This window comes from Allomuricauda sp. ARW1Y1 (assembly GCF_013407935.1).
GTDB lineage: Bacteria > Bacteroidota > Bacteroidia > Flavobacteriales > Flavobacteriaceae > Flagellimonas.
On sequence record NZ_JACBZU010000001.1, the window covers coordinates 1,034,407 to 1,056,177 of the forward strand.

The window sequence follows — 21,771 nt, forward strand, 5'->3', positions numbered from 1 at the left end:
GACCAGTGGTTTCGTAAGTAGGTAGAATTCGGCTCTTTTTAGATCAAAATCAGAAGTAACACATTTTTTAAAGTGCTTGGGAAGCAGTATGTTTACCTTAGTTATGCTTCGAAGAATTTACATATCCATTTTGGTATTGATGACAGCCCTTTCGGCTTGGTCACAGGCGAACAATACCCAAGGTCAGCTGCTCATTAAGGGTACTGTAAAGGGAATGGAAAATCGTGTCCCCATCCAAGGGGTTCAGGTTTCTACGGACAAGGGAGCTTACACCACGACCAATGGGTTAGGGGAGTTTAGCATCAGGGCCTCTGTGGGGGATATGCTTATTGTAGAAGGTTCCGAACTTGAAACGGTGCGCTATAGAATCAAATCTGGCGAAGACGTAGATATATTGGTCGAAGGATATGGTGGGGCCCTGGGACAAGCCCGTCAAAAACGTGAAACAGTCAGTTCCCGAACCAACCTTGCGGACCATCAACGGTTTCTAGATTCTGCGGAAGCCTACAAGAGAACCGATTTGGAAAAAAGCATCGATTTTATTGCCCGTTCCATGGAACCTCTGGGAAGCATGGGAAACAGAAAGGAATTTTCTTCCTCTCTTCGGACATTGGGCGAGATTTATATGTTTCACGAACAATATGATTTGGCCATTACCAATTTTAAGGATGCCTTGGAGGCCCAGGAATCCAACCGAACCAAAATATTGTTGGGCAAAGCCTATGTGCTCAATGGCAATTTTGAAAGTGCGGTTTCCATTTTGGAACCTTTGGTGGAGATGAAAAATATGGTGCCTTACCAGAGGATAGAACTTTTTGAGACCTTAGGCGATGCTCAAAAGGAATTGGGAAATCTAAAATTGGCACAGGAGTATTATCGACAAGGGCTGCTCATTGCCGAAAAAAATCAGATCTCTCCAAAGGAGATTGACCTTAATTCCAAATTAGCGGATGCCTTTGCGGTGGAAGATAGGACCTTGGAGGCCGAAGGCTTTTATCAAAATTCATTGGACCTGTCCAAGAAGATGGCACCGGAACGATTTGTACAAGAAAGCGAAAAAGTGGCCGATTTCTATAATCAAAAAAGTCGGTATGCCGACGAAATACAAATCCGAAAACGTAATCTGGACGAGCTCAAACAAATGCCAAGGTCCAGTGTGGCCTCTGCTGGTCAGGCCATCAGCACTAGGGATACCATTACTTCGCAGCGCATCAACTACAAAATTGCCAATGCTTACATCGCTCAGGATAAATTGGACGAGGCCATTCCCTATCTGGAGAAAAGTATTGTGGAAGCTGACAGGGACGATGATTTGGTCGTGCAAAAGGATGCTACACGAAAACTGTCCGAGGTATATAAATATAAGGGCGATTACACCAAGGCGCTGGAGTCGTATCAAGATTATGTGGCGGTGGTGGATAGCCTCTACGTGCGCAAGGAACAGGAAATATCAAGGGCGGCCCGTTTCAATCGGGAGATCGCCAATACCCAGAACCGTATCAGCAGTTTGGAACAGGAGCGTGAACTCAGCCAGAGCAAATACAGTCTCGCCGTAACGGAGCAACAGTTGTACGAGGAGACCAGCAAGCGACAAAAGTGGATCATTTATTCCTTGATCTTTGGTATCGCCTTAATGGCGCTTACGGCATTTTTATATTACCGAAGCAATCGGCAGCAAAAACTGGCCAACAATCTGTTGGCACTCAAATCGCTCCGGACACAGATGAACCCCCATTTTATTTTCAATGCGCTGAATTCGGTCAATACGTACATTGCCAAAAGCGATGAGCGCAGTGCCAATCGCTTTTTAAGCGAATTCTCCGTGTTGATGCGCAGCGTGCTAGAAAATTCCGAAGAGGATTTTATTCCCTTGTCCAAGGAATTGGAATTGTTGCGTTTGTACGTGAAGTTGGAGCACTCCAGATTTGCCGATAAGTTCGATTATGACATTGAAGTGGATAAGGAAGTGGATGTGGATGCTTTTCAAATTCCGCCGATGTTGTTGCAACCCTACATCGAGAATGCCATTTGGCATGGATTACGCTATAAGGAAGAAAAAGGGTCCCTTACAATAAAGGTGAAACAGGTCACCTCGGATATGCTCGAAATCTGTATCGAGGATGATGGTATCGGCAGAAAAAAATCCGCCGAACTAAAGACCAGCAATCAAAAAAAGCAGAATTCAAAGGGAATGGGGAACATCAAAAAAAGAATCCAGATCTTGAACGATATGTACAAAAACCGTGTTGAGGTCTCCATTTCCGATCTGTACAAGGACCAAACAGGCACGAGGGTATCGCTAAAACTCAAAAAACAATGATGGAACTAAAAGCGGTAATTGTGGAAGATGAGGCCAATAGCAGGGAAATCCTTCGGAGCTATTTGGCCAAGTATTGCGAAAATGTGACCCTGCTAGGTGAAGGAGCTACTATTGAAGAAGGTTTGGCCCAAATCAAAAAACACCGGCCCGATTTGGTGTTTTTGGATGTGGAAATGCCTTTTGGCAATGCCTTTGACCTGTTGGACCAACTTCCCGAACGTAGCTTTGAAACGGTTTTTGTGACTGCCTACAACCAATACGCCATGGATGCCCTGAACCACCATGCTGCCTATTATTTGATGAAACCCATCAATATTGATGAGTTGATCAAGGCGGTTGACTATGTAAGGGCCATCAAGGAAAAGGAAAATGCACTGGAAGGACAGGTTCTTCAAGCTAGATCGGTTAGGGCGGAAGGGAAAATCACCTTGCCGCAACAAGATGGTTTTCAAGTACTGGAAGTATCCGATATCTATTTTTGTAAGGCAGACGACAACTACACAGAGATTTATCTGGAAAAGAAGAAAATTGTAGTGAGCAAGACTTTGAAGTATTTTGAGGATGCCCTACAATCCTATTCCTTTGCCCGTATCCATAAATCCTATTTGGTGAATGTTTCCGAGGTAGTCAAATACAAGAAGGGAAAGGGTGGGAGTGTAGTCCTAAGCAATGGCAAGGAACTTTCGGTATCGGCATCCAAAAAGGCCGATTTATTATCGTATTTTCAATAAATTGTCACATCGAGCCTGCCTTTGTCGGCAGACAGGCGCAGTCGAGATGCGTTTCTTTGTTAAAGAGTAAAATTTATAATCAATGATCATCAAACCCGTGAGGGGAAAATCCCCACAGATAGGAAAAGACTGTTTTATTGCCGAAAATGCTGTCATTGTAGGCGAAGTGAGTATGGGCGACCAATGCAGTGTTTGGTTCAACGCCGTGGTGCGTGGCGATGTCCACTTTATCAAAATGGGAAACAAGGTCAATGTGCAGGATGGTGCGGTAATCCATTGCACTTACGAAAAATCCCCGACCACCATCGGGAACAATGTTTCCATAGGCCACAATGCCATTGTGCATGGCTGCACTATAAAGGATAATGTTCTGGTGGGCATGGGAAGCATTATTATGGACGATTGTGTGGTGGAAAGCAATTCCATCATCGCCGCTGGAGCGGTGGTTACCCAAGGGACCCATGTGGAAGCGGGAAGTATTTATGCCGGGATGCCCGCAAGGAAACTAAAGGATATCAGTCCAGAACTGTCCAAAGGCGAAATAGATAGGATTGCCAATAATTATGTGAAATATTCCAGTTGGTTCAAGGAAGATTGATGGTCAACTTGGATTTGGGAGGGAACAAACCATGGTCTCTTCGCAAAGAAGCATCAAAGAATATTCCCTATTTTTGTCCCACTCAAAAAACTAGATAACTATGAACGCATATATTTTTCCCGGACAGGGAGCACAATTCGTCGGAATGGGCTTGGACCTCTACGAAAATCACTCCCAAGCACAGGAATTGTTTGAAAGGGCCAATGAAATCTTGGGCTTTTCCATTACCGATATCATGTTCGAGGGTACCGATGAAGACCTGAAACAGACCAAGGTAACGCAACCTGCCATTTTTTTGCACTCTGTGATTTTGAGCAAGGTATTGGGTGATTCCTTTCAACCTGACATGGTGGCCGGACACTCTTTGGGCGAATTTTCCGCATTGGTGGCCAATGGCACCTTGAATTTCGAAGACGGCCTTAAACTGGTGTCCCAACGTGCCCTTGCTATGCAAAAGGCCTGTGAAATTCAGCCCAGTACCATGGCTGCGGTTTTGGGATTGGACGACGAGATAGTGGAGAAGATATGTGCCGAAGTAGAAGGCATCGTGGTTCCTGCCAACTATAACTGTCCCGGGCAATTGGTAATTTCCGGTGAGGTGGATGCGGTAAACGTAGCCTGCGAGAAAATGAAGGAAGCCGGAGCACGAAGAGCCCTGTTATTGCCCGTGGGCGGTGCGTTCCACTCACCGTTGATGGAACCTGCTCGCGAGGAATTGGCAGCTGCCATTGAATCCACGGAATTTAAGACGCCAAGCTGTCCCATTTATCAAAATGTGACGACCACCGCTGTGTCGGATGCCGAGGAAATCAAAAAGAATTTGATCTTACAATTAACGGCCCCCGTAAAATGGACGCAAAGCGTACAACAAATGGTAAACGACGGTGCCACTTCCTTTGTGGAAGTTGGACCGGGCAAGGTTTTGCAAGGTTTGGTAAAAAAAATCCATAGGGACGCCGAAACCAGTTCTGCGGTGGTTTCGTAAGTAGGGCAAAACAGTTCGTCCGAATAAATTGAGATTTAAACTAATAGGCGAGGCTTGTTCCTCGCCTTTTTTGTAATATTGATTCACCCAAACTACCAACTACACGCAGGCAAGAAGAACATAACTGAAACGCACGCAATACATAATGCAATCGCTGCTTAAAAAAACCTCATTGCTATCATGCTCCAATATGGGTCGTGGTCGCTTAATATTTTTCTTTTTCTTACTTCTCGGTACGGGTATCGGGTTTGGACAGTCAATTACGATTGAAGATGCTAGCGGAGCAGAAGATGGAGGGGCGATAACATTGACAGCAACTCTTAATGGTGGAACGGGTGGTGTTCCTTTTGATGTTGATGTAAGTACAAATGATGGAACCGCAACTATCGCAGATAGTGATTACACTTTAATAATAAATCAAACCATAAGCTTCAATGGAAATGCTGGAGAGACCCAAACTTTTGATGTAATTCCAACATCAGACACTACTATTGAGGGCGATGAAACCCTTACAATAACTATGGGTAATCCTGTTGGGCCAGCTGTAGATATTACGGATGAAGCGCTTGTTACTATCATTAATGACGACTTTTCCGGCATCAGCATCGATAGCCCCGCTTCGCAAGTGGAAGGGAATTCTGGCCAGAGCCAGATAGACTTTACGGTGAGCATCGACCAGTCGGACCCCGACAACAACATTACGGTCGATTACACGATAAGCGGTGGGAACGAGGATACCGATATAGGAACACTCACATTTTTGGCAGGCACGGCGACACTGTCCCAGACCGTGAGCGTGACGACCAACGGGGACACGGTCGTGGAATCGGACGAGGCTGTGAGCGTGACTTTGAGCAATGCGAGCGGCAATGCGGTCCTAGCCACGGCAGTTGGCACGAGTTCGTTCACGGATGACGACCAGGCCAGCATCAGCATCGACAGCCCTGCAGCTCAACTGGAGGGGAATTCGGGACCGAGCCAGATAGACTTTACGGTGAGCATCGACCAATCGGACCCTGACAACGCCATCACGGTTGACTACGCGATCAGCGGTGGCAACGAAGACACCGATACAGGAACACTCACATTTTTGGCGGGCACGGCGACACTGTCCCAGATGGTAAGCGTCACCACTACGGGCGACACGGTCGTGGAATCGGACGAGGCTGTGAGCGTGACTTTGAGCAATGCGAGCGGCAATGCGGTCCTAGCCACGGCATTGGGCACAAGTTCGTTCACGGACGACGACCAGGCGAGCATCAGTATCAACAGCCCTGCCCCGCAAGTGGAAGGGGATTCGGGCACGAGCCAGATAGACTTTACGGTGAGCATCGACCAATCGGACCCCGACAACAATATTACGGTCGATTACACGATAAGCGGCGGGAATGAGGACACCGATACCGGAACACTCACATTTTTGGCAGGCACGGTGGACCTGTCTCAGACGGTAAGCGTCACCACTACGGGCGACACGGTCGTGGAAGCCGACGAGGCGGTAAGCGTGACTTTGAGCAATGCAAGTGCCAATGCAGTCATAGCCACTGCTGTTGGGAATAGTTCTTTTACGGACGACGATACCGCTTCGCTAATCGTTGTCGAAACAGACGGAAACACCATAACGTCAGAAGACGCAACAACGGATACTTTTACCGTCGCTTTGGGAGCTCAACCAGCAAGTGATGTAGTGGTAAATATCGTTTCTAGTGATTTGGGCGAGGGTACTGTCAATACAAGCCAGTTGACCTTTACCAATGCGAATTGGAATACCCCACAGATTGTTACGGCTACTGGAGTGGACGATAATCTTATTGATGGCAGTGAACCGTATACCATCACTATTAGTGTGGTTGATGCACCAAGTGATGATGATTTTGATGGGCTTTCACAGGATGTAAATGCACAAAACACGGACAACGATATAGCAGGTATTACTATTACAGAAACTGATGGGAGCACTATCACATCTGAAGATGCAACTACAGATACCTTCAATGTGGTGCTGGATGCCCAACCTGCAACGGATGTTGTTTTGGATATCACATCTAATAATGTTGCTGAAGGCACGGTTTCACCAATAACCTTGACATTTACCACAGGGAATTGGGATAGCTCTCAAGAAGTTACCGTTACTGGGGTAGATGATGCCGTGATTGACGGGAACCAGTCTTTTGATGTGAATGTAACCGTGAATGATGGTGCTAGCGACGATGACTTTGACGGGCTTTTGGAAACCGTTCCGGTTACCAACAACGACAACGATTCTGCGAGCTTTACCATTGTGGAGACAGACGGGACTACTAACACCTCGGAAGATGGGGCAACGGATACGTTTTCTGTGGTTTTGGATGTACAGCCAACATCCAATGTAGTTTTTGATATTGTGTCCGGGGACACTGGCGAGGCTACCGTTTCCCCTTCACTTCTAACGTTTACCCCGGCCAATTGGGATACCCCACAAATTATAACGGTGACTGGGGAGGATGATTTTATTATAGATGATGCTCAAACTTTCGATATTGACATTACCGTAAACAATGGCGCTAGTGATAACGCTTTTGACAATTTAACCGATACAGTCTCGGTAACAAACTCGGATGATGATGTGGCCGGATTTACCATTGTGGAATCTGATGGGGATACATCCACTTCTGAAGATGGTAGCACGGACACCTTTACCGTGGTGCTTAATCGTAGAACCTTGATCAGTAATGTGGTTTTTAATATTACATCCAGCGATGTTACGGAGGGTACTGTTTCACCATCTACCTTAACATTTACCACAGCGAATTGGGATACACCACAAACCGTAACGGTAACAGGTGTGGACGACGCCATTGTGGACGGTATTCAAGCTTATGATGTTGATGTGAGCGTAGCTTTGGGAAGCGCAATTTCTTATTTAGGACTGAGTCAAACCGTTTCTGTGGAAAATATTGATGATGATAGCGCAGCAGTAACCATTTCCAATGCAAATGGTAACGAGGATGATGGACCCATAACTGTTTCTGCCACCTTAAACAATGAAGTTACGGGCGGATTTACGGTAGATGTATTATCATCCGATGGAACAGCCACGACAGCAAACTCCGATTATACAATCCTTAATGAAACCTTGACGTTTGCTGGTACAGCTGGAGAAATTCAGACATTTGAAGTAACACCAACCCCAGATACGCTCATTGAAGGTAACGAAACGCTTCAGGTTTCCATGGCCAATTTAGGAAATACGACATTGACTGTCGGTATCTCGGACACGGCTACGGTAACCATCAATAATGATGATGCTTGTGCCGCCGGGTCATCGGTACCCATCCTCAATGATTCTGGTGCTGAATTCTGTGTCGATATATTTAGCGATTTTAGCAAAGATTTGGATGATTATGTGGATGGAACTGGACCAGCTGGAACCCAGTTGGTTTGGAGCACCAATCCCGATTCCGGTCAAACTGGGGATTATTTGGGGTCCAGTGTCATAACGGGTACACAAGTGGTCAATCAGGATACCTACTATGGTTTTTATTACGATAGTTTGAATGATTGTGCCAGTCCAAATACAGTTACGGTAACATTGTCCGTAAACGAAGCCCCCAATGCGGGTACCACCACGGGAGGTAATGTGTGCAACACCACGGAAAGCGGTGGAAGTACGCTCATAGATTTGGATAGTCGTATTACAGGACAGGATTCTGGATCTTGGGCGTTGACCAGTTCACAAACAGGGTCTTCCATCACCATTAATCCAGATAATACTATAAATTTTGATGGTCAACCTTTGGGTAATTACGTATTTACTTATACCACCAATACCGCAGTAGCGCCTTGCGTAAATGATACCGTCGAGTTGACAATCACAGTAATCGATTGCTCCCTTCCCTGCAATGCAGGAGATACGGCACCCGTGTTCAACGGAAGTGATACCACCATCGAATTCTGTGATGATGTCAATACCGACTTGGATACCTACGTCAGTGGTACGGCCCCGGCAGGCACGGAGCTCACGTGGAGTACTAGCGATGTTCCTTCGGAAACAGCTGCCCATTTGCTCAGCAGCACGGTGGTGGAGCCTGGAACATATTATGGTTTTTATTATGATGAAACCAACGATTGCGGTAGTCCGGTACTGTCCATTACCTTGGTCCGCAACTTTACCCCGACCATCGATACCACCTCTGGAGATACCAGTTGTGGTTCGGCTGAGTTGACATTGTCGGCAACAGCTTCCGTTGCTGATGCCAGCACCATTACCTATACCTGGTACGATGCGCCGACTGGTGGCAATATTGTAGGAACCAGTGCCACTTATACCACTAATACACTATCGGAAACCACCTCTTTTTACGTCACAGCTAGGGCCAATGGTTGCGAATCGGAGCGTGTGGAAGTGGTGGCTACCATAACCGACTCACCCAGTGCAGGAACGCCTACAAATACAGCTGCGTGCAATGTAGCTGGAAATGGAGGTCCAAATGTGATTGATTTGGACAACACCTTGACGGGAGCCGACCCGGGAACATGGGCTTTGGTTACCGACCCATCCAACGGCACGCTCAGTATTGGGTCCGAAAACAATGTCGATTTTACGGGGCTACCCGTAGGCAACTATGTTTTTGAATACACAACAACTGCTGAAGCTCCGTGTACGCCTACTTCGGTACAAGTGACCATTTCGGTGAGCGATTGTACCGTGGATACCGATGGCGATGGACTCACGGATGGTGAAGAAACTAATCTGGGAACCAATCCCAATGATCCAGATACCGATGGCGATGGCCTTACCGATGGAGAGGAAGTTTTGGTCGTGGATGACCCGAACACCGAGGCCGTTCCAGAAAACGCCACCGACCCTTTGGATGCTTGTGATCCTTTCTTGACACCCGATTGTAACCCAGTAGATATCGATTTGGCCATTACAAAGGAGGTCAATAGAAATGAAGTATTGCTGAATGCTGAAGTAATCTTTACCATTACTGTTCAGAATACAACGATGGACAGGGTGTTGGATATTGTAGTAAACGATATTTTGGTTGCCGGATTCGAATACCGTTCCAGTACACCTTCCAAAGGAAGTTATGACGAGAATACGGGCGAATGGACGATTGACGAATTAACCGCAGAGGAGGAGGTTACGCTCGAAATCACAGTTAATACAGTGGAAGCCGGAAACTTGGAGAACACAGCCATATTGGCATCTTCGTTCCCTAATGACGGTGTCCCCGATAATAATTCGAGCACTGTATTGGTAACGGTGAACCGAAGTCAATGCGAGGACCCGGGAACCATCTGTAATATCTTTTCACCTAATGGTGATGGGGTAAACGATACCTTGACCTTGGTGCGTCATCAAGATTATCCAAACAATAGCTTCGAAGTGTTCGATCGCTACGGCAACAGTGTGTTCCAAATGGATGGTTACGATAGTTCTTGGGACGGAACAGGTAAGAACGGACAGTTGCCTAAGGGTACTTATTTCTATATTCTGGACCTCAATGGTGATGGTACCGATGTGGTGAAAGGATGGATTCAAATTGTAAGAGACAACTAAAATGCCAGATACAACAGCTTTGTCAAAATATATCATAGCTTTTGTGGCCTTTTTCATGGCCTTGGGTCAAACCTTTGCCCAAAAGGAACCACAGTATACCCAATACATGTACAATATTGGGAGTTTTAACCCAGCCTATGTGGGTACCGTGGAAAGTCCAGAGATCATTGGACTCTATCGAGCGCAATGGGTGGATATTCCCGGTGCACCGACCACCATTCGGGGAGGCGCCAATATTCCTTTCAGCAACGAGAAAATGGGATTGGGCATTAATATCGTAAATGATCAGCTAGGACCTTCGACCCAGACTTTTTTTGATATTGCCTATTCCTATCAGATTCAATTGTCCGATGAGACCAAACTTTCGTTCGGGCTGAACGCTGGAGGTTCCTCGCTCAACATAGACTATTCCAAAGGAACTTTTGAAAACCCTTCCGATGGGTCCATTTTGGGAGGGACTTTCAATAGCTTTTACCCAACGGTCGGTGCTGGACTTTTTATGTACCATGAAGAGGATTGGTACCTCGGGGTGTCCGTGCCCAACTTTTTGACCAACGCCCTATACAATAACGAAGTGGCGACCATCGTAGAGGACAATATGCAGGTGAATGCCATTGGAGGCTATGTGTTCGAATTGGGTGAACAGACGAAGTTTAAACCAGCATTTTTGGTAAATTACCTCCAAGGTTCCCCGGTTACCGTAAACCTATCGGCCAATTTCCAATTTATCGATGCATTGACCATAGGCGCATCCTACCGAATTGACAATGCCGTGAGCGGTTTGGCCGGTTTCCAGATTTCCAATGGTATGTTTATCGGATATGCCTACGACTACAATACCAATAGCTTGGGCGAATTCAGTGGAGGTTCCCACGAGGCCATTCTAAAATTTTATATTGGAAGGGGCGGTTTTGGCTCCGGAAACAATAAATCAAAAAACAAGAACTCAAAAAATAAAGGAAAACAGATTGATTCCCCTAGATTCTTCTAACATGAACGCGGCAAAAAACATACGACTGACACTTTGGGCCTTTGTACTGGGCATGCTTTTCAGCTTCGGTCAAAAAAAGAAGTCCCAGGGCGATGTTTTCTTTTTTCAGTACGAGTACCAAAAGGCAGTAGCGGCCTACGAAAAGCAGTTATCCGAAGGAACGTTGACCGAACAACAGTTTCTCAATCTTGCCGATGCCTATTTTGAAACGAACAATTATCAGAAGGCTGCAAACGCCTACCAGTCCATTTATGAAAAGGATTCGCTGATGGATGCGCATCATTACAACAAAATGCTGCAAAGCCTTTCCAAAACTCCCGAAGCCGATGGAACCAAGGATTTTTTAAGCCAGATTTCCTCGTCTTTCCCCAAAGAGCTGATGGAGAACATGGAGTTCAACAATCAACTGCTGCAAAATGGTTCCAACGAAGACCAATTGGACTACGAAATCTTCAATCTGGACGGTAATAGCCCCCAGACTGACTTTGCGCCAAGTTTCTTTTCGAATAAACTGTTGTTTTCCAGTGGTAGACAGGTCAACAAAAAATTGCGCTACGAACCCGGCAACGAGGGATATTTCAACATTTATGAATCCGAGATACAGCCAACGGGTCAAATCACCGATGTTCAATCTTTTAAAGCGCTGCAAGAAACCGACTATCACGAGGCCACACCGTCCTTTTCAGCGGAGCTAAACAGCGTGTTCTATGTATTGTCCAATACACAGGATGGCGAACTGGCTTTTGATGCCAACGGGAAAAATGCCTTGGCCATAGCCAAGCAAAATATTGGAGGCTCCTACCAATTGCTGCTGAAGGACCTGAGCACTTCGTTTTATTATCCATTTTATGATGATGCCAGTGGCCGACTCTTCTTTTCGGCGGATTTTGAAGATGGTTACGGAGGAACCGATATTTATTTTGTGTATACGAACAACGGACAGGTGATGTCGGCACCCATCAATTTGGGACCGCGCATCAACTCTTCCGGCAACGAGATTGCACCCTATATTTTTGAGAACAGCTTTTATTTTGCCTCTGACGTTTTTTACGGACTAGGGGGGATGGACATCTACAAATCCAATATCGAGGGCGAAGGTTTTGGTATCCCCATCAATTTGGGAGAGCCCATCAATTCGGAGTTTGATGACTTTGGCATGATCATTCGGAACGAAGGGGAAGGGCTCTTGGGCTATTTTGCATCCAATCGTCCGGGAGGGAAAGGAAAGGATGATATTTATGGTTTTAAGGTGGACGAGAAGCCGGGATTGAAGACCATAACGTTTAAAGGTACGGTGGTAAGTTCCAGCAAAGAAGGTCAAGTGGTTCCCAATGCTTCGGTGAGTCTATGGGATATGAACGGGGAAATGTTGGCGGCAACCACCTCGGATGCAGAAGGGCAATATCGGTTGGAAATTCCTTATGAGAGCGAGCTGGTTGTTGATGCATCCAGGGAACGCTATTCACGTTATATCAAAAAATTCGGGGAAGAGGAACTTGATGCTTTGGCCAACAGTACTTTTGATGTTCCCCTTGCCTTTTATGATGATTTGGTGGAAGAACGGGAAGGCCAAAAAGTGGTGAAACTGGACAATTTCTACTTTAACACCAGTTCCACACAGTTGACGGATGAAATCAAAAACGAGCTTAATAAAGTGGTGGAATTTGTGGAAGCCTTTCCAGAGGCCCAGCTCCGGATTGAAACCTATACGGATAGTCGTGGTGGAAGCAGTACCAATTTTAGACTGACCCAGGCACGTTCGGATAACATCAAAAAATATCTCGTGGAACAGGGAGTTCCCGCATCGACCATTCTCTATTCGATAGGCTACGGAGAGGACAACATTTTGAACAATTGCACCAATGGTGTGTTCTGTTTGGAATCCCTGCACAAAAAGAACCAACGTTCCCTTATCGTGGTCCTTAACGATAATGTGTTGTTCGATTAGGCAGGCTTACATCAAAAGCATCCAGCAATAGTACAGCGCAAAAAGGGATAGGAAAATCATACCACAGTAGGTAAGTACGCGCAGTCCCAATTTGGGTTTGTGTGCTATGGGCATATCTTTTCCGGTCACGGTTTTTAGGTTCATCCAACCAAGCAATGGCGCAAATACGAAGGATACAAAAGTGGCCAAGGCGACCAATTGGCCCATATTGGCACTGAACAGGCTAATAACGATCCAGTTGATCCACGCCATCACAAGCACCATCAAGGCAAACGCGTGTTTGGCATTATAGATATTTTTTTGGGGATACAGTTTTTGGAGCACGTCCAAACTAACTCTGGAAATGGCATCATGCGCCGTCATACAGGTGCTGAACATGGTCGCAAAGGCAGCAACGGCAATAAAGAAGTAGGCCCAATTCCCAATGTGTGTGGTAAACAGATTTACCAACTGATCGGCAAACACTACAGAGTTATTGCTCAATTCCGTACCCGTACCATAAAGGGTCATCCAACCAATGATCATAAAAAACACGGCCAAAACAGCGGTCAGGATATAACCTACGTTAAATTCTTGAAGGGCAAGTTTGAGCGATGGCTTTCGTTTCATCGTTTTTAGGTTCTCCATGCCCCATAAGCTCACCCAGCCCGAAGCTTCCACGGCTGTGGGCATCCATCCCACAAGCCCGATCAAAAAGAGAATGCCCACTTCGTTGAATATTTCTGGCCGTTGATAGGATTCGCTATTCGGGACCGGGCCCTTTTGCAAAACTAGGATGGTGGTGACCAGCAAGGCAATAAAGAGAATAGTAATGACCGCTTTGAGGGAATTTTCCAGAAAACGGTATTTCCCAATGATCAAAATCAAACTGATAAAAACGAACAGTCCCAACGAAATGGCCCCAGCGCCCACTGAGGTTACATCGAAAAGGTTCATGAATAGCCCAGCAGTAACTACATAAAGTGCTGCCAAAATGGTAAAGGTGGAAATCAAGGTGACAAAGGCATAGATCCATAAATAGGTTTTGCCCAGATTGGCATAGCCCTCGATCAAACTTTTTTCCGTAACCGTGGTATACCGAATACCAAACTCAAAAAAAGGGTATTTGAGCAAATTAGCCAGGATGATGGGAATGATCATGACCCATCCGTATTGTGCGCCGGCTTTTGTAGACAATACCAAGTGGGAAGTACCTATGGCCATACTGGCGAACAGTAGACCAGGTCCAAGTGCTTTGAGCAATGCCTTCATGCAGTTTGTTGGTTAATTTTTCAAAGCTGGAAGATATGTTTTTTTTACGAAAGTGTTCTGTTGTTTAATCAATTGCCACAAAGGGAACCGACCGGAAAATTCGAAAAAAGCCTGCTGTTTTATGTAGAGAAAAAGTATCTTTAAAACGAACTAGAAGAAACCTGAATCAGATGGTCTCATTTCCTTTTTGGGCAATCATTTGATTTACAAAAAATTAACTAAACCAAACAAAACCAATGCAGATAATTGAGAATTCGACGGTCTACGATGCCATTATTGTGGGGTCGGGTGCTGGTGGAGGAATGTCGGCCAAGGTACTCTCCGAGGCCGGTCTGAAAGTAGCTGTCGTTGAGGCAGGTCCGTTTTATGACCCTGCCATGCCCGAACATCAAACCCAATTGAAGTGGCCTTACGAAAGTCCTCGTCGGGGAAAAAGCACCCGTTTCCGTCCCTTTGGTGATTTCGATGCCGCCTATGGCGGATGGGACATCGAGGGCGAGCCTTATACGCAAAAGGATGGGACAAAATTCGAATGGTTCCGTTCGCGGATGCTGGGGGGCAGGACCAACCACTGGGGAAGGATCTCCCTACGCTTTGGTCCACAGGATTTCAAACACAAGGATGTGGACGGGCACGGGGACAACTGGCCCATAAGTTATGACGACGTAAAACCGTATTACGATAAGGTGGACAAACTGATTGGGGTATTCGGCACCAACGAAGGACTTCCCAACGACCCGGATGGCTTCTTTTTGCCACCCCCAAAACCAAGGTTGCATGAGCTGTTCTATATTAAGGGAGCTAGAAAAAGTAATATTCCTGTCTACCCTTCAAGAATGTCCATGCTCACCAAGAAAATCAATAACGAACGCGGGGTATGCTTCTACTGCGGACAGTGTAACCGTGCTTGCCAAGTATATGCCGACTTTTCTGCGGGAACTTGTCTAATCTTCCCGGCCCAGAAAAATGGTGGTCAAATTGATTTATTTGTAAACTGCATGGTGCGGGAAGTGACCACCAACGAAGAGGGCAAGGCCACGGGTGTGTCCTACATCAACAAAGAAGATAGAAAAGAATATAAACTCAAAGGAAAAGTGGTTGTACTAGGGGCCTCGGCCTGTAGTTCGGCCCGTATCCTTTTGAACTCCAAGAGCAAGCAACACCCCAACGGACTGGGTAACAGCAGCGATATCGTGGGCAAGTACCTGCACGACTCTACGGGGGCGGATAGGGCAGCCTTTATTCCAGACCTGATGAACCGCAAAGTGTCCTACAACGAAGATGGGGTAGGTGGTATGCACGTGTACTCTCCATGGTGGGGCGATAATTCCAAACTGGACTTCCCAAGAGGCTACCATATCGAGGTATGGGGCGGTATGGGCATGCCCAGTTATGGTTTTGGCTTTAATGTAAACGAGTTCAATAAGTTCTTCGGGACCAAGGTTGGTGGCTATGGCGATGTGCTGCGAAGTGATGCCAAAAAATACTATGGAGCCGTTGTGGGCATGGCAGGTCGTGGAGAATCCATTGCCCGAAAGGAGAATTACTGCGAAATCGACCCTACCACAGTGGACGAGTTTGGTATCCCGGTGCTTCGCTTTCATTATAAATGGAGTCAGTACGAGATCAACCAAGCCAAACACATGCAGGACACCTTTGAGGAAATCTTGATCAATATGGGGGGAGAACCTCTGGGCAAGAAGCCAGGAAAGGATACCAACTATGGACTGCACAACCCGGGGAACATCATCCACGAGGTGGGAACGACCCGGATGGGAGACGATCCCAAAACTTCGGTGACGAACAAATACCAACAGCTGCACGATGTGGACAACGTCTTTATCGTAGATGCTGGGCCCTTTGTGTCGCAGGCAGACAAGAACTGTACCTGGACGATACTGGCACTCTCGATGCGTGCCTCGGAGTACATTGTGGAACAACTCAAACAACAAAATATCTAACGGAATGGACAGAAGAAAGAGTTTAAAATCGATTGTATTGGGTTCTGTTGCCGGAGGATTGGCACTGCACGGATGCAAACCTTCCACGGAAGGCACAGAATTGGTAGAGGCACCTAAGATTACCTATCCGGGAAGGGTGCCGCAGGAGACCGAATTGATTAATGAACTGCAGGACGAACAATTTTTGAACGCGCACGAGATGGAAACGCTCACGATCCTTTGTGATTTGATACTGCCACCCTCGGATGAGTTTAAAGGTGCATCGGATGCGGATGTGGTGAGCTTTATTGAGTTTATGAGTAAGGACGAGGAGACCTTGCAGCCCGACTTGAGGGGTGGAATCATGTGGCTGGACCATAAGAGCAACACCGAATATGGAACGGAGTTCAAAAGTGCTTCGGAAGCACAGCAAAAGGAAATTTTAGATGGAATCGCTTACTACGACCCTGAAATTCCCAGTAATGAGCGACCTTTTGAGGTAAACTTCTTCTCCTTGGTGCGCAATTTGACCATGACCGGTTTTTACACAAGCAAAATAGGGATAGAGGAAATTGGGTACAAAGGCAACCAACCCAATGTGTGGGACGGTGTGCCACAAGATGTCTTGGACCAACATGGTGTATCGTATGATGAGGAATGGTTGGCCAAGTGTGTGGACCAAAGCAAGCGAGGTATCATCGCGGAATGGGACGAAGATGGTAATTTGTTGACCTAGATTTTTAGGCTAAAAACAAAGAGGCTGCCTAAAAAGCTATAATATTTGAACTCTGTCAGGTTGAGCGCAGTCCAACCCCATTGGTTATCAATGTGTCTTAAGTTCTCGACTACGCTCGAACTGACATGTAAATGTTTTTTAGAACAGCCTCTTTTATGAATTGGTTAACTTAACGAGGTGTTTAGGCCAAAATACAATTAGGGTTGGATCTGCTCCAACAAGAACACATCCACATCTCCGGATACGGTAAGCTCGTGACCGGAATCGTTGAATAATGCGTCTACCGTGAATGAAAAAGATAATGTTAGGTGATTGGTAGTTTCATCCCACACCAAGTCGGTGTATTCCAAATCTGAAATTCCAGGTTGGTCAAATGTCCATAAATCATCAATAACGAAGAATTTATTGTCTTCCCCTATTACGGAATAATATAATTGGGCGTTCGAGGGTTGAATAATGATTTCATCATCTGTTCCCAAGTTCTCTATATTTAAATAGAATCTAAAAAATGTTTCATTCACGTTTTGGTCAGGAGTGCTTAAAAACCTTCTTATTCTAAATTCGTGATAGGTATTATCACCTTCTTGACTAAAAGTGATACTATTGTGTCCCGCAATATTCTCAATACCAACAAATCTGAATGTATTGGAGTCTTCAAAAGCTTCCCCATCTGGGCGTGTTCCCTGAAGGGATACGTTAATATGCCCATATTGGGTGAGTTCATCAAATCCTTCACCATTGTCACCGTCTTGTCCGGCTTCCCCTTGTGGTCCTTGTTCGCCCTGAGGACCTTGAGGACCTTGTTCACCTTGAGGTCCAGGAAGACCATCCTTTCCATCTTCTGGGGAGCAGGAGGTCACTGAAAGGCATACGGCCAATAGCCCCATGCTAAGTAATCTCATTGTTTTCATAAAATTATTTTAAAGATTTAAGGTGTAAAGAAAGATAAATGCAGTATTTTTTTAGTACGCCAATTGACGGATGCCCCTTCCGATCTGACGAATGCCCCTTCTGATCTGACGGATGCATTTTTTGGGTATTGGAAATCGTATCCAATAGTCCGTATCTTACATTTTGAAAAACTAACCTGTGATTCTTGCCAATCATCATCCCCAACCCCCTTTGGATGCCCTTTTTAGGGAGTGCTACTACATCCATATGGGTGAAAGGTCGGGCCGGATTCCTATTATCGATGATTGCTGTTATGATTTTGTGTTCTTCAAGGAGGCCGACGGGTATTTTTATTACGGTCCGGACCAACAAGCCCAACCGATTGGAAGTACCATTTTTACTATCCATCAGCTCCAACCGCCTTATCGCATTGAAGCAGCCAACTCCCTAACTTTTTTTACCATTAAAGTGCAACCTTGGGCCAACGCCCATTTCTTTTCCGAAGTGAAAGCTAGTGGAATAGTCGATGTTTCTGGGTTACATCCTGGACTGATGCCCTTCTGTCAGGATATATTTAAGGCTAGGGAAGAAGAACGTTTTGCCATGGCCGAAGCTTGGATGCAGCAGGTGCTGACAACGCCTTCCCCTTCCATGGAACTGGTCCGTGCCATTTGTGAAACCATTTATGAAAAACGGGGAATGGTCACGGTGAACGAATTGAGCGAGCAGTTTCAGCGTTCGCGGCAGTATTTGGGCAAAGTATTTAAAAAGGAAGTGCTTTATAGCCTCAAAAAGTTCATTATTACAGTTCGAATCTTGGATTTGGTAAAGTACAGGGCCAAGCACGCTGAGGTTTCATTGACCGAACTCAGTTATGATTATGGGTATTTTGATCAGTCCCATTTTATCAACGACTTTAAAAAAGTCTGCGGCGTGGCTCCCTTGGAGTTTTTTAATCATCTTCCCGAGTTTTTGCTGCGTCATCAATGAAGGTTTCCATTTTTACAATTTTTGGAGCTTGGTTTTTTGGTTCTTTGCCCAAAATAAAAATAGTGATGAGATACATTTTGATGCTTTTTGGGATGATGGTGATGGTTGCCTGTGGCGAGCAAGCCGAGAAAGAAGGAGTTGTGATTTCTCCACAAATGGAGCGAGTTCGTGATTCGGTGGATACCTATTTTACAAAGTTGACGGAGTTGCAAAAATTCAACGGTGTGCTGTTGGTGTACAAAAACGATACGCTTTTGTTGAACAAAGCCTACAATTTGAATGAATCTCCGGAAAGCTCGTCCTATGTCACCCCGGACTTCCAGTTTGATATCCATTCCATTTCCAAACTCATGGCCCATTACCTGCTGGCGCAATTGGAACTGGAGGGCAAACTCTCCAAAAATCAGACCTTGAATCAGTTTATACCCGACTTTCCAAAAGGAGATAAGATTACGTTGAACATGTTGTTAGAGCACCGCTCTGGCCTCCCCAGGGAACTGGTAGGATTCGAGGGGCAAGAATACCAGTTAGAACCAGAGGATATTGTTGAATTGGCAAAACAGCAAACCTTATTATTTGAGCCGGGTACCGATGCGCAGTATTCTAATGTGGGGTACGAATTGGTATGCCATATCATTTCCCAAGCGTATGGCAAGCCCTTTGCGCAATGTTTGGTGGACGAAATCTTCAAGCCGTTGGGGATGGATTCCAGCGGAGCACATTTTTTCGTCAAGGAGCATAATGTCAGCCAAATGGCACAGAACCATACACTAAAGGATGGAGATTTGGTCACTGTGGACAACATTCAAAAGGATGAGTTCCGCACGGCACGCATCTTTTCGACGGCCGAAGATCTAAAGATCTTTCTGGATCATATCAAACAGGAGCCTATAGCTTCTTTCTTAACCAATGAAGAAGGTGTTATTGCCAAAGATGGCGGTTCCAAAGGTATTCGGGCACAGGTGTACACCGATCTGAGGAACCATTTTGATTTTGTTTTGCTGGCCAATTATGACGAAATGCCTTTTTTTGATGCTATCGACGACATGGCTAAGATGCTCAAATCGCAGCCTGTTGCCTTTCCAAAGGAAATCAACCGAAAAGCCATAGTGGTGGAACCAGAAGTACTGGAACCATATGCGGGTTTCTACACCTTTGCCGATTTTGATGGGCTGGTATTGGAGGTGAGGGTCGCTAATGGAAAGCTGGTATTATTTCAAGAGGGAGAACAAGTTGGGGAATTACAGGCGGAAAGCCCGACCGTGTTTTTTGAGGACCCAAAGGCGGCCGAATCTTTTGAATTTGTCCCCAATGATTCGGGCAGCTATAATGCCCTGATGGGGTGGAAGGGAATCGTGGTGGAAGGAAAACGGAACCCTTAAGCCAATTTATTCATCCAATTCATGGTAAGGCTCAAAATAGATATGGTACTTTTTGGCGTAGGTATAGGTAAACTGTGCCCCAAAAAAGAGAATAAGGCAGGAATAGGAGACCCACAGCAATACCAAAACAATGGTACCGGCCGCACCATAGGTAGAGCCGGGCTTTGCTTCGCCAAAGTAGAGTCCCAGTAAGAACTTCCCGATCACGAACAATACGGCAGTGATAAAGGCGCCGAACCAAACGGCCCGCCATTTGATCTTGGCATCGGGCAGGAATTTGAACATCAAGGCAAACATGACCGTAATAATGGCAATGGATGAAATAATATCTATGGTGTAGGCCAGATAAATAGCCGCTTCACTGATCAAGCTTTTTAGATAATCGTTGAGGGCAGCAATGGCAGCGGTGACGATAAAACTGATCAACAATAAAAAACCGATGACGAGGATAAAAGCAAAGCTTTTGGCCCGTTCGGTGACCAATTTCCAAAAGTTGAATCCCTTGGATACCCTGATACGCCATATCTCGTTCAGCGATATTTTTAACTGGTAAAAGACACCAGTGGCACCAAAGAGGAGGGTGGCAATACCGATGAGGGTGGAAATCAAGTTTTTATCCTTGTTTTGGGTGTCCTGTACAATTTCTTCAATGGTTTGGGCAGCGTTGGGTCCGAGCGCAACGGAAAATTCATCCGTCAATCGGCCCTGTACGATGTCCACGCCCCAAATGGCCCCCACAATGTTGATGATGATGACCAACAGCGCAGGCAATGAAAGTACGGCATAATAGGCCACCACTGCGCTCAAACGCCATGGGCGGGCCTTGCTCCACGCGGTATAGGTATCCCAAAGTAGGTAAGGGAAATCTTTGAGTCGAAATCGGTTGGCGTATGTGTGTGTTTTGGACAAAAGGAACCTCTTTGCACCTAAAGGTACGATTCGGATTTTGAAACGGAATGGAAATGATGGATAGGTTATTTATACCATTCGGCTGGTTGAATTTAAATTGCGACGTTCAGGGGTTGCCAAATTCTTTTTAGGATATAGGGGAGCGCACTGCGTGCGTGGTTTTGCGTTCCCGAAGGGATATTGCCATCAACGTGTTCGTATATGATTCCGTAGCGAGTGAATTCGGTTAGAATTCGGTCGTAGGAATCATTTAGATTTAAAGGTAGGGAATTTATTTAACCTTAACAGAATAGAGCTATGGATTATATACGTTGTTGTAACACGTTTTTATTCTTTTTCTTTTATGAACTTTAAAAGGTCAATTAAGTGTTGTTCTGAATGAGTTCTCATAGAAAATTCGAATTCCCAAAGAGCATCCATTTCACTTGTATTATCCATTTTCCATTTCACTACCAATAGTGTAGCCTTCCCTTTTTTAGGACATCGCTAAATTCATAAAATTATCATTAATGTCGTCTGTTTCGGGGAAGAATTCTTCCCCGAAACGGTTCTTG

14 protein-coding genes are annotated in these 21,771 nt (G+C 45.7%); 11 read left to right on the forward strand and 3 right to left on the reverse strand.

The annotated features are described in order from the left end of the window. The first annotated feature begins 103 nt into the window (after positions 1-103). The 7 genes from GGE08_RS04680 to GGE08_RS04710 all read left to right on the forward strand — a co-directional run bounded on the left by GGE08_RS04680 (position 104) and on the right by GGE08_RS04710 (position 13,118). Positions 104-2,320, forward strand: coding sequence for a histidine kinase (locus tag GGE08_RS04680; RefSeq protein WP_179383709.1), 2,217 nt, complete (start codon positions 104-106; stop codon positions 2,318-2,320). Next, positions 2,320-3,051, forward strand: coding sequence for a LytTR family DNA-binding domain-containing protein (locus GGE08_RS04685; protein WP_179383768.1), 732 nt, complete (start codon positions 2,320-2,322; stop codon positions 3,049-3,051). Before GGE08_RS04680 ends, GGE08_RS04685 begins: the two co-directional genes overlap by 1 nt. A gap of 82 nt (positions 3,052-3,133) precedes the next feature. Next, a complete protein-coding gene (locus tag GGE08_RS04690) occupies positions 3,134-3,649 on the forward strand; it encodes a gamma carbonic anhydrase family protein (protein ID WP_179383710.1) in 516 nt (171 codons plus the stop codon). A gap of 100 nt (positions 3,650-3,749) precedes the next feature. Then, positions 3,750-4,634, forward strand: a complete 885-nt coding sequence (fabD, locus tag GGE08_RS04695; RefSeq protein ID WP_179383711.1) for an ACP S-malonyltransferase — start codon at positions 3,750-3,752, stop codon at positions 4,632-4,634. A 172-nt stretch (positions 4,635-4,806) separates the two neighbouring features. After that, positions 4,807-10,179 carry a gliding motility-associated C-terminal domain-containing protein gene (locus tag GGE08_RS04700; RefSeq protein ID WP_179383712.1) on the forward strand — a complete coding sequence of 1,791 codons (5,373 nt, stop codon included), beginning with the start codon at positions 4,807-4,809 and terminating at the stop codon, positions 10,177-10,179. 1 nt (position 10,180) lies between these two features. Further along, positions 10,181-11,170, forward strand: coding sequence for a type IX secretion system membrane protein PorP/SprF (locus GGE08_RS04705; protein ID WP_179383713.1), 990 nt, complete (start codon positions 10,181-10,183; stop codon positions 11,168-11,170). Position 11,171: 1 nt separating this feature from the next. Next, positions 11,172-13,118 (forward strand): OmpA family protein, encoded by a 1,947-nt coding sequence (locus GGE08_RS04710; RefSeq protein WP_179383714.1) that lies wholly within the window; start codon positions 11,172-11,174, stop codon positions 13,116-13,118. 6 nt (positions 13,119-13,124) lie between these two features. Here GGE08_RS04710 and GGE08_RS04715 read toward each other — a convergent pair whose 3' ends face one another. Next, positions 13,125-14,369, reverse strand: a complete 1,245-nt coding sequence (locus tag GGE08_RS04715) for an NRAMP family divalent metal transporter (protein ID WP_179383715.1) — start codon at positions 14,367-14,369, stop codon at positions 13,125-13,127. A 236-nt stretch (positions 14,370-14,605) separates the two neighbouring features. Between GGE08_RS04715 and GGE08_RS04720 the strand changes: the two genes are divergently transcribed. Continuing rightward, positions 14,606-16,330, forward strand: coding sequence for a GMC oxidoreductase (locus GGE08_RS04720; RefSeq protein ID WP_179383716.1), 1,725 nt, complete (start codon positions 14,606-14,608; stop codon positions 16,328-16,330). A 4-nt stretch (positions 16,331-16,334) separates the two neighbouring features. Continuing rightward, a complete protein-coding gene (locus GGE08_RS04725) occupies positions 16,335-17,045 on the forward strand; it encodes a gluconate 2-dehydrogenase subunit 3 family protein (RefSeq protein ID WP_179383717.1) in 711 nt (236 codons plus the stop codon). 197 nt (positions 17,046-17,242) lie between these two features. On the opposite strand, the gene GGE08_RS04730 is transcribed toward GGE08_RS04725, so the two are convergent. Then, a complete protein-coding gene (locus tag GGE08_RS04730) occupies positions 17,243-17,956 on the reverse strand; it encodes a collagen-like protein (RefSeq protein ID WP_179382869.1) in 714 nt (237 codons plus the stop codon). 178 nt (positions 17,957-18,134) lie between these two features. On the opposite strand from GGE08_RS04730, the gene GGE08_RS16220 reads away from it, so the two are divergent. Both GGE08_RS16220 and GGE08_RS04740 read left to right on the forward strand, forming a co-directional pair. After that, the gene (locus tag GGE08_RS16220) at positions 18,135-18,926 is read left to right on the forward strand and encodes a helix-turn-helix domain-containing protein (RefSeq protein WP_179383718.1); all 792 of its coding nucleotides are present in this window, start codon (positions 18,135-18,137) and stop codon (positions 18,924-18,926) included. A 65-nt stretch (positions 18,927-18,991) separates the two neighbouring features. Beyond that, positions 18,992-20,308: a serine hydrolase domain-containing protein gene (locus tag GGE08_RS04740; protein ID WP_179383719.1), complete on the forward strand. Its 1,317-nt coding sequence runs from the start codon at positions 18,992-18,994 to the stop codon at positions 20,306-20,308. Positions 20,309-20,314: 6 nt separating this feature from the next. On the opposite strand, the gene GGE08_RS04745 is transcribed toward GGE08_RS04740, so the two are convergent. Then, positions 20,315-21,217 (reverse strand): YihY/virulence factor BrkB family protein, encoded by a 903-nt coding sequence (locus GGE08_RS04745; RefSeq protein WP_179383720.1) that lies wholly within the window; start codon positions 21,215-21,217, stop codon positions 20,315-20,317. Between the last annotated feature and the right edge of the window lie 554 nt (positions 21,218-21,771).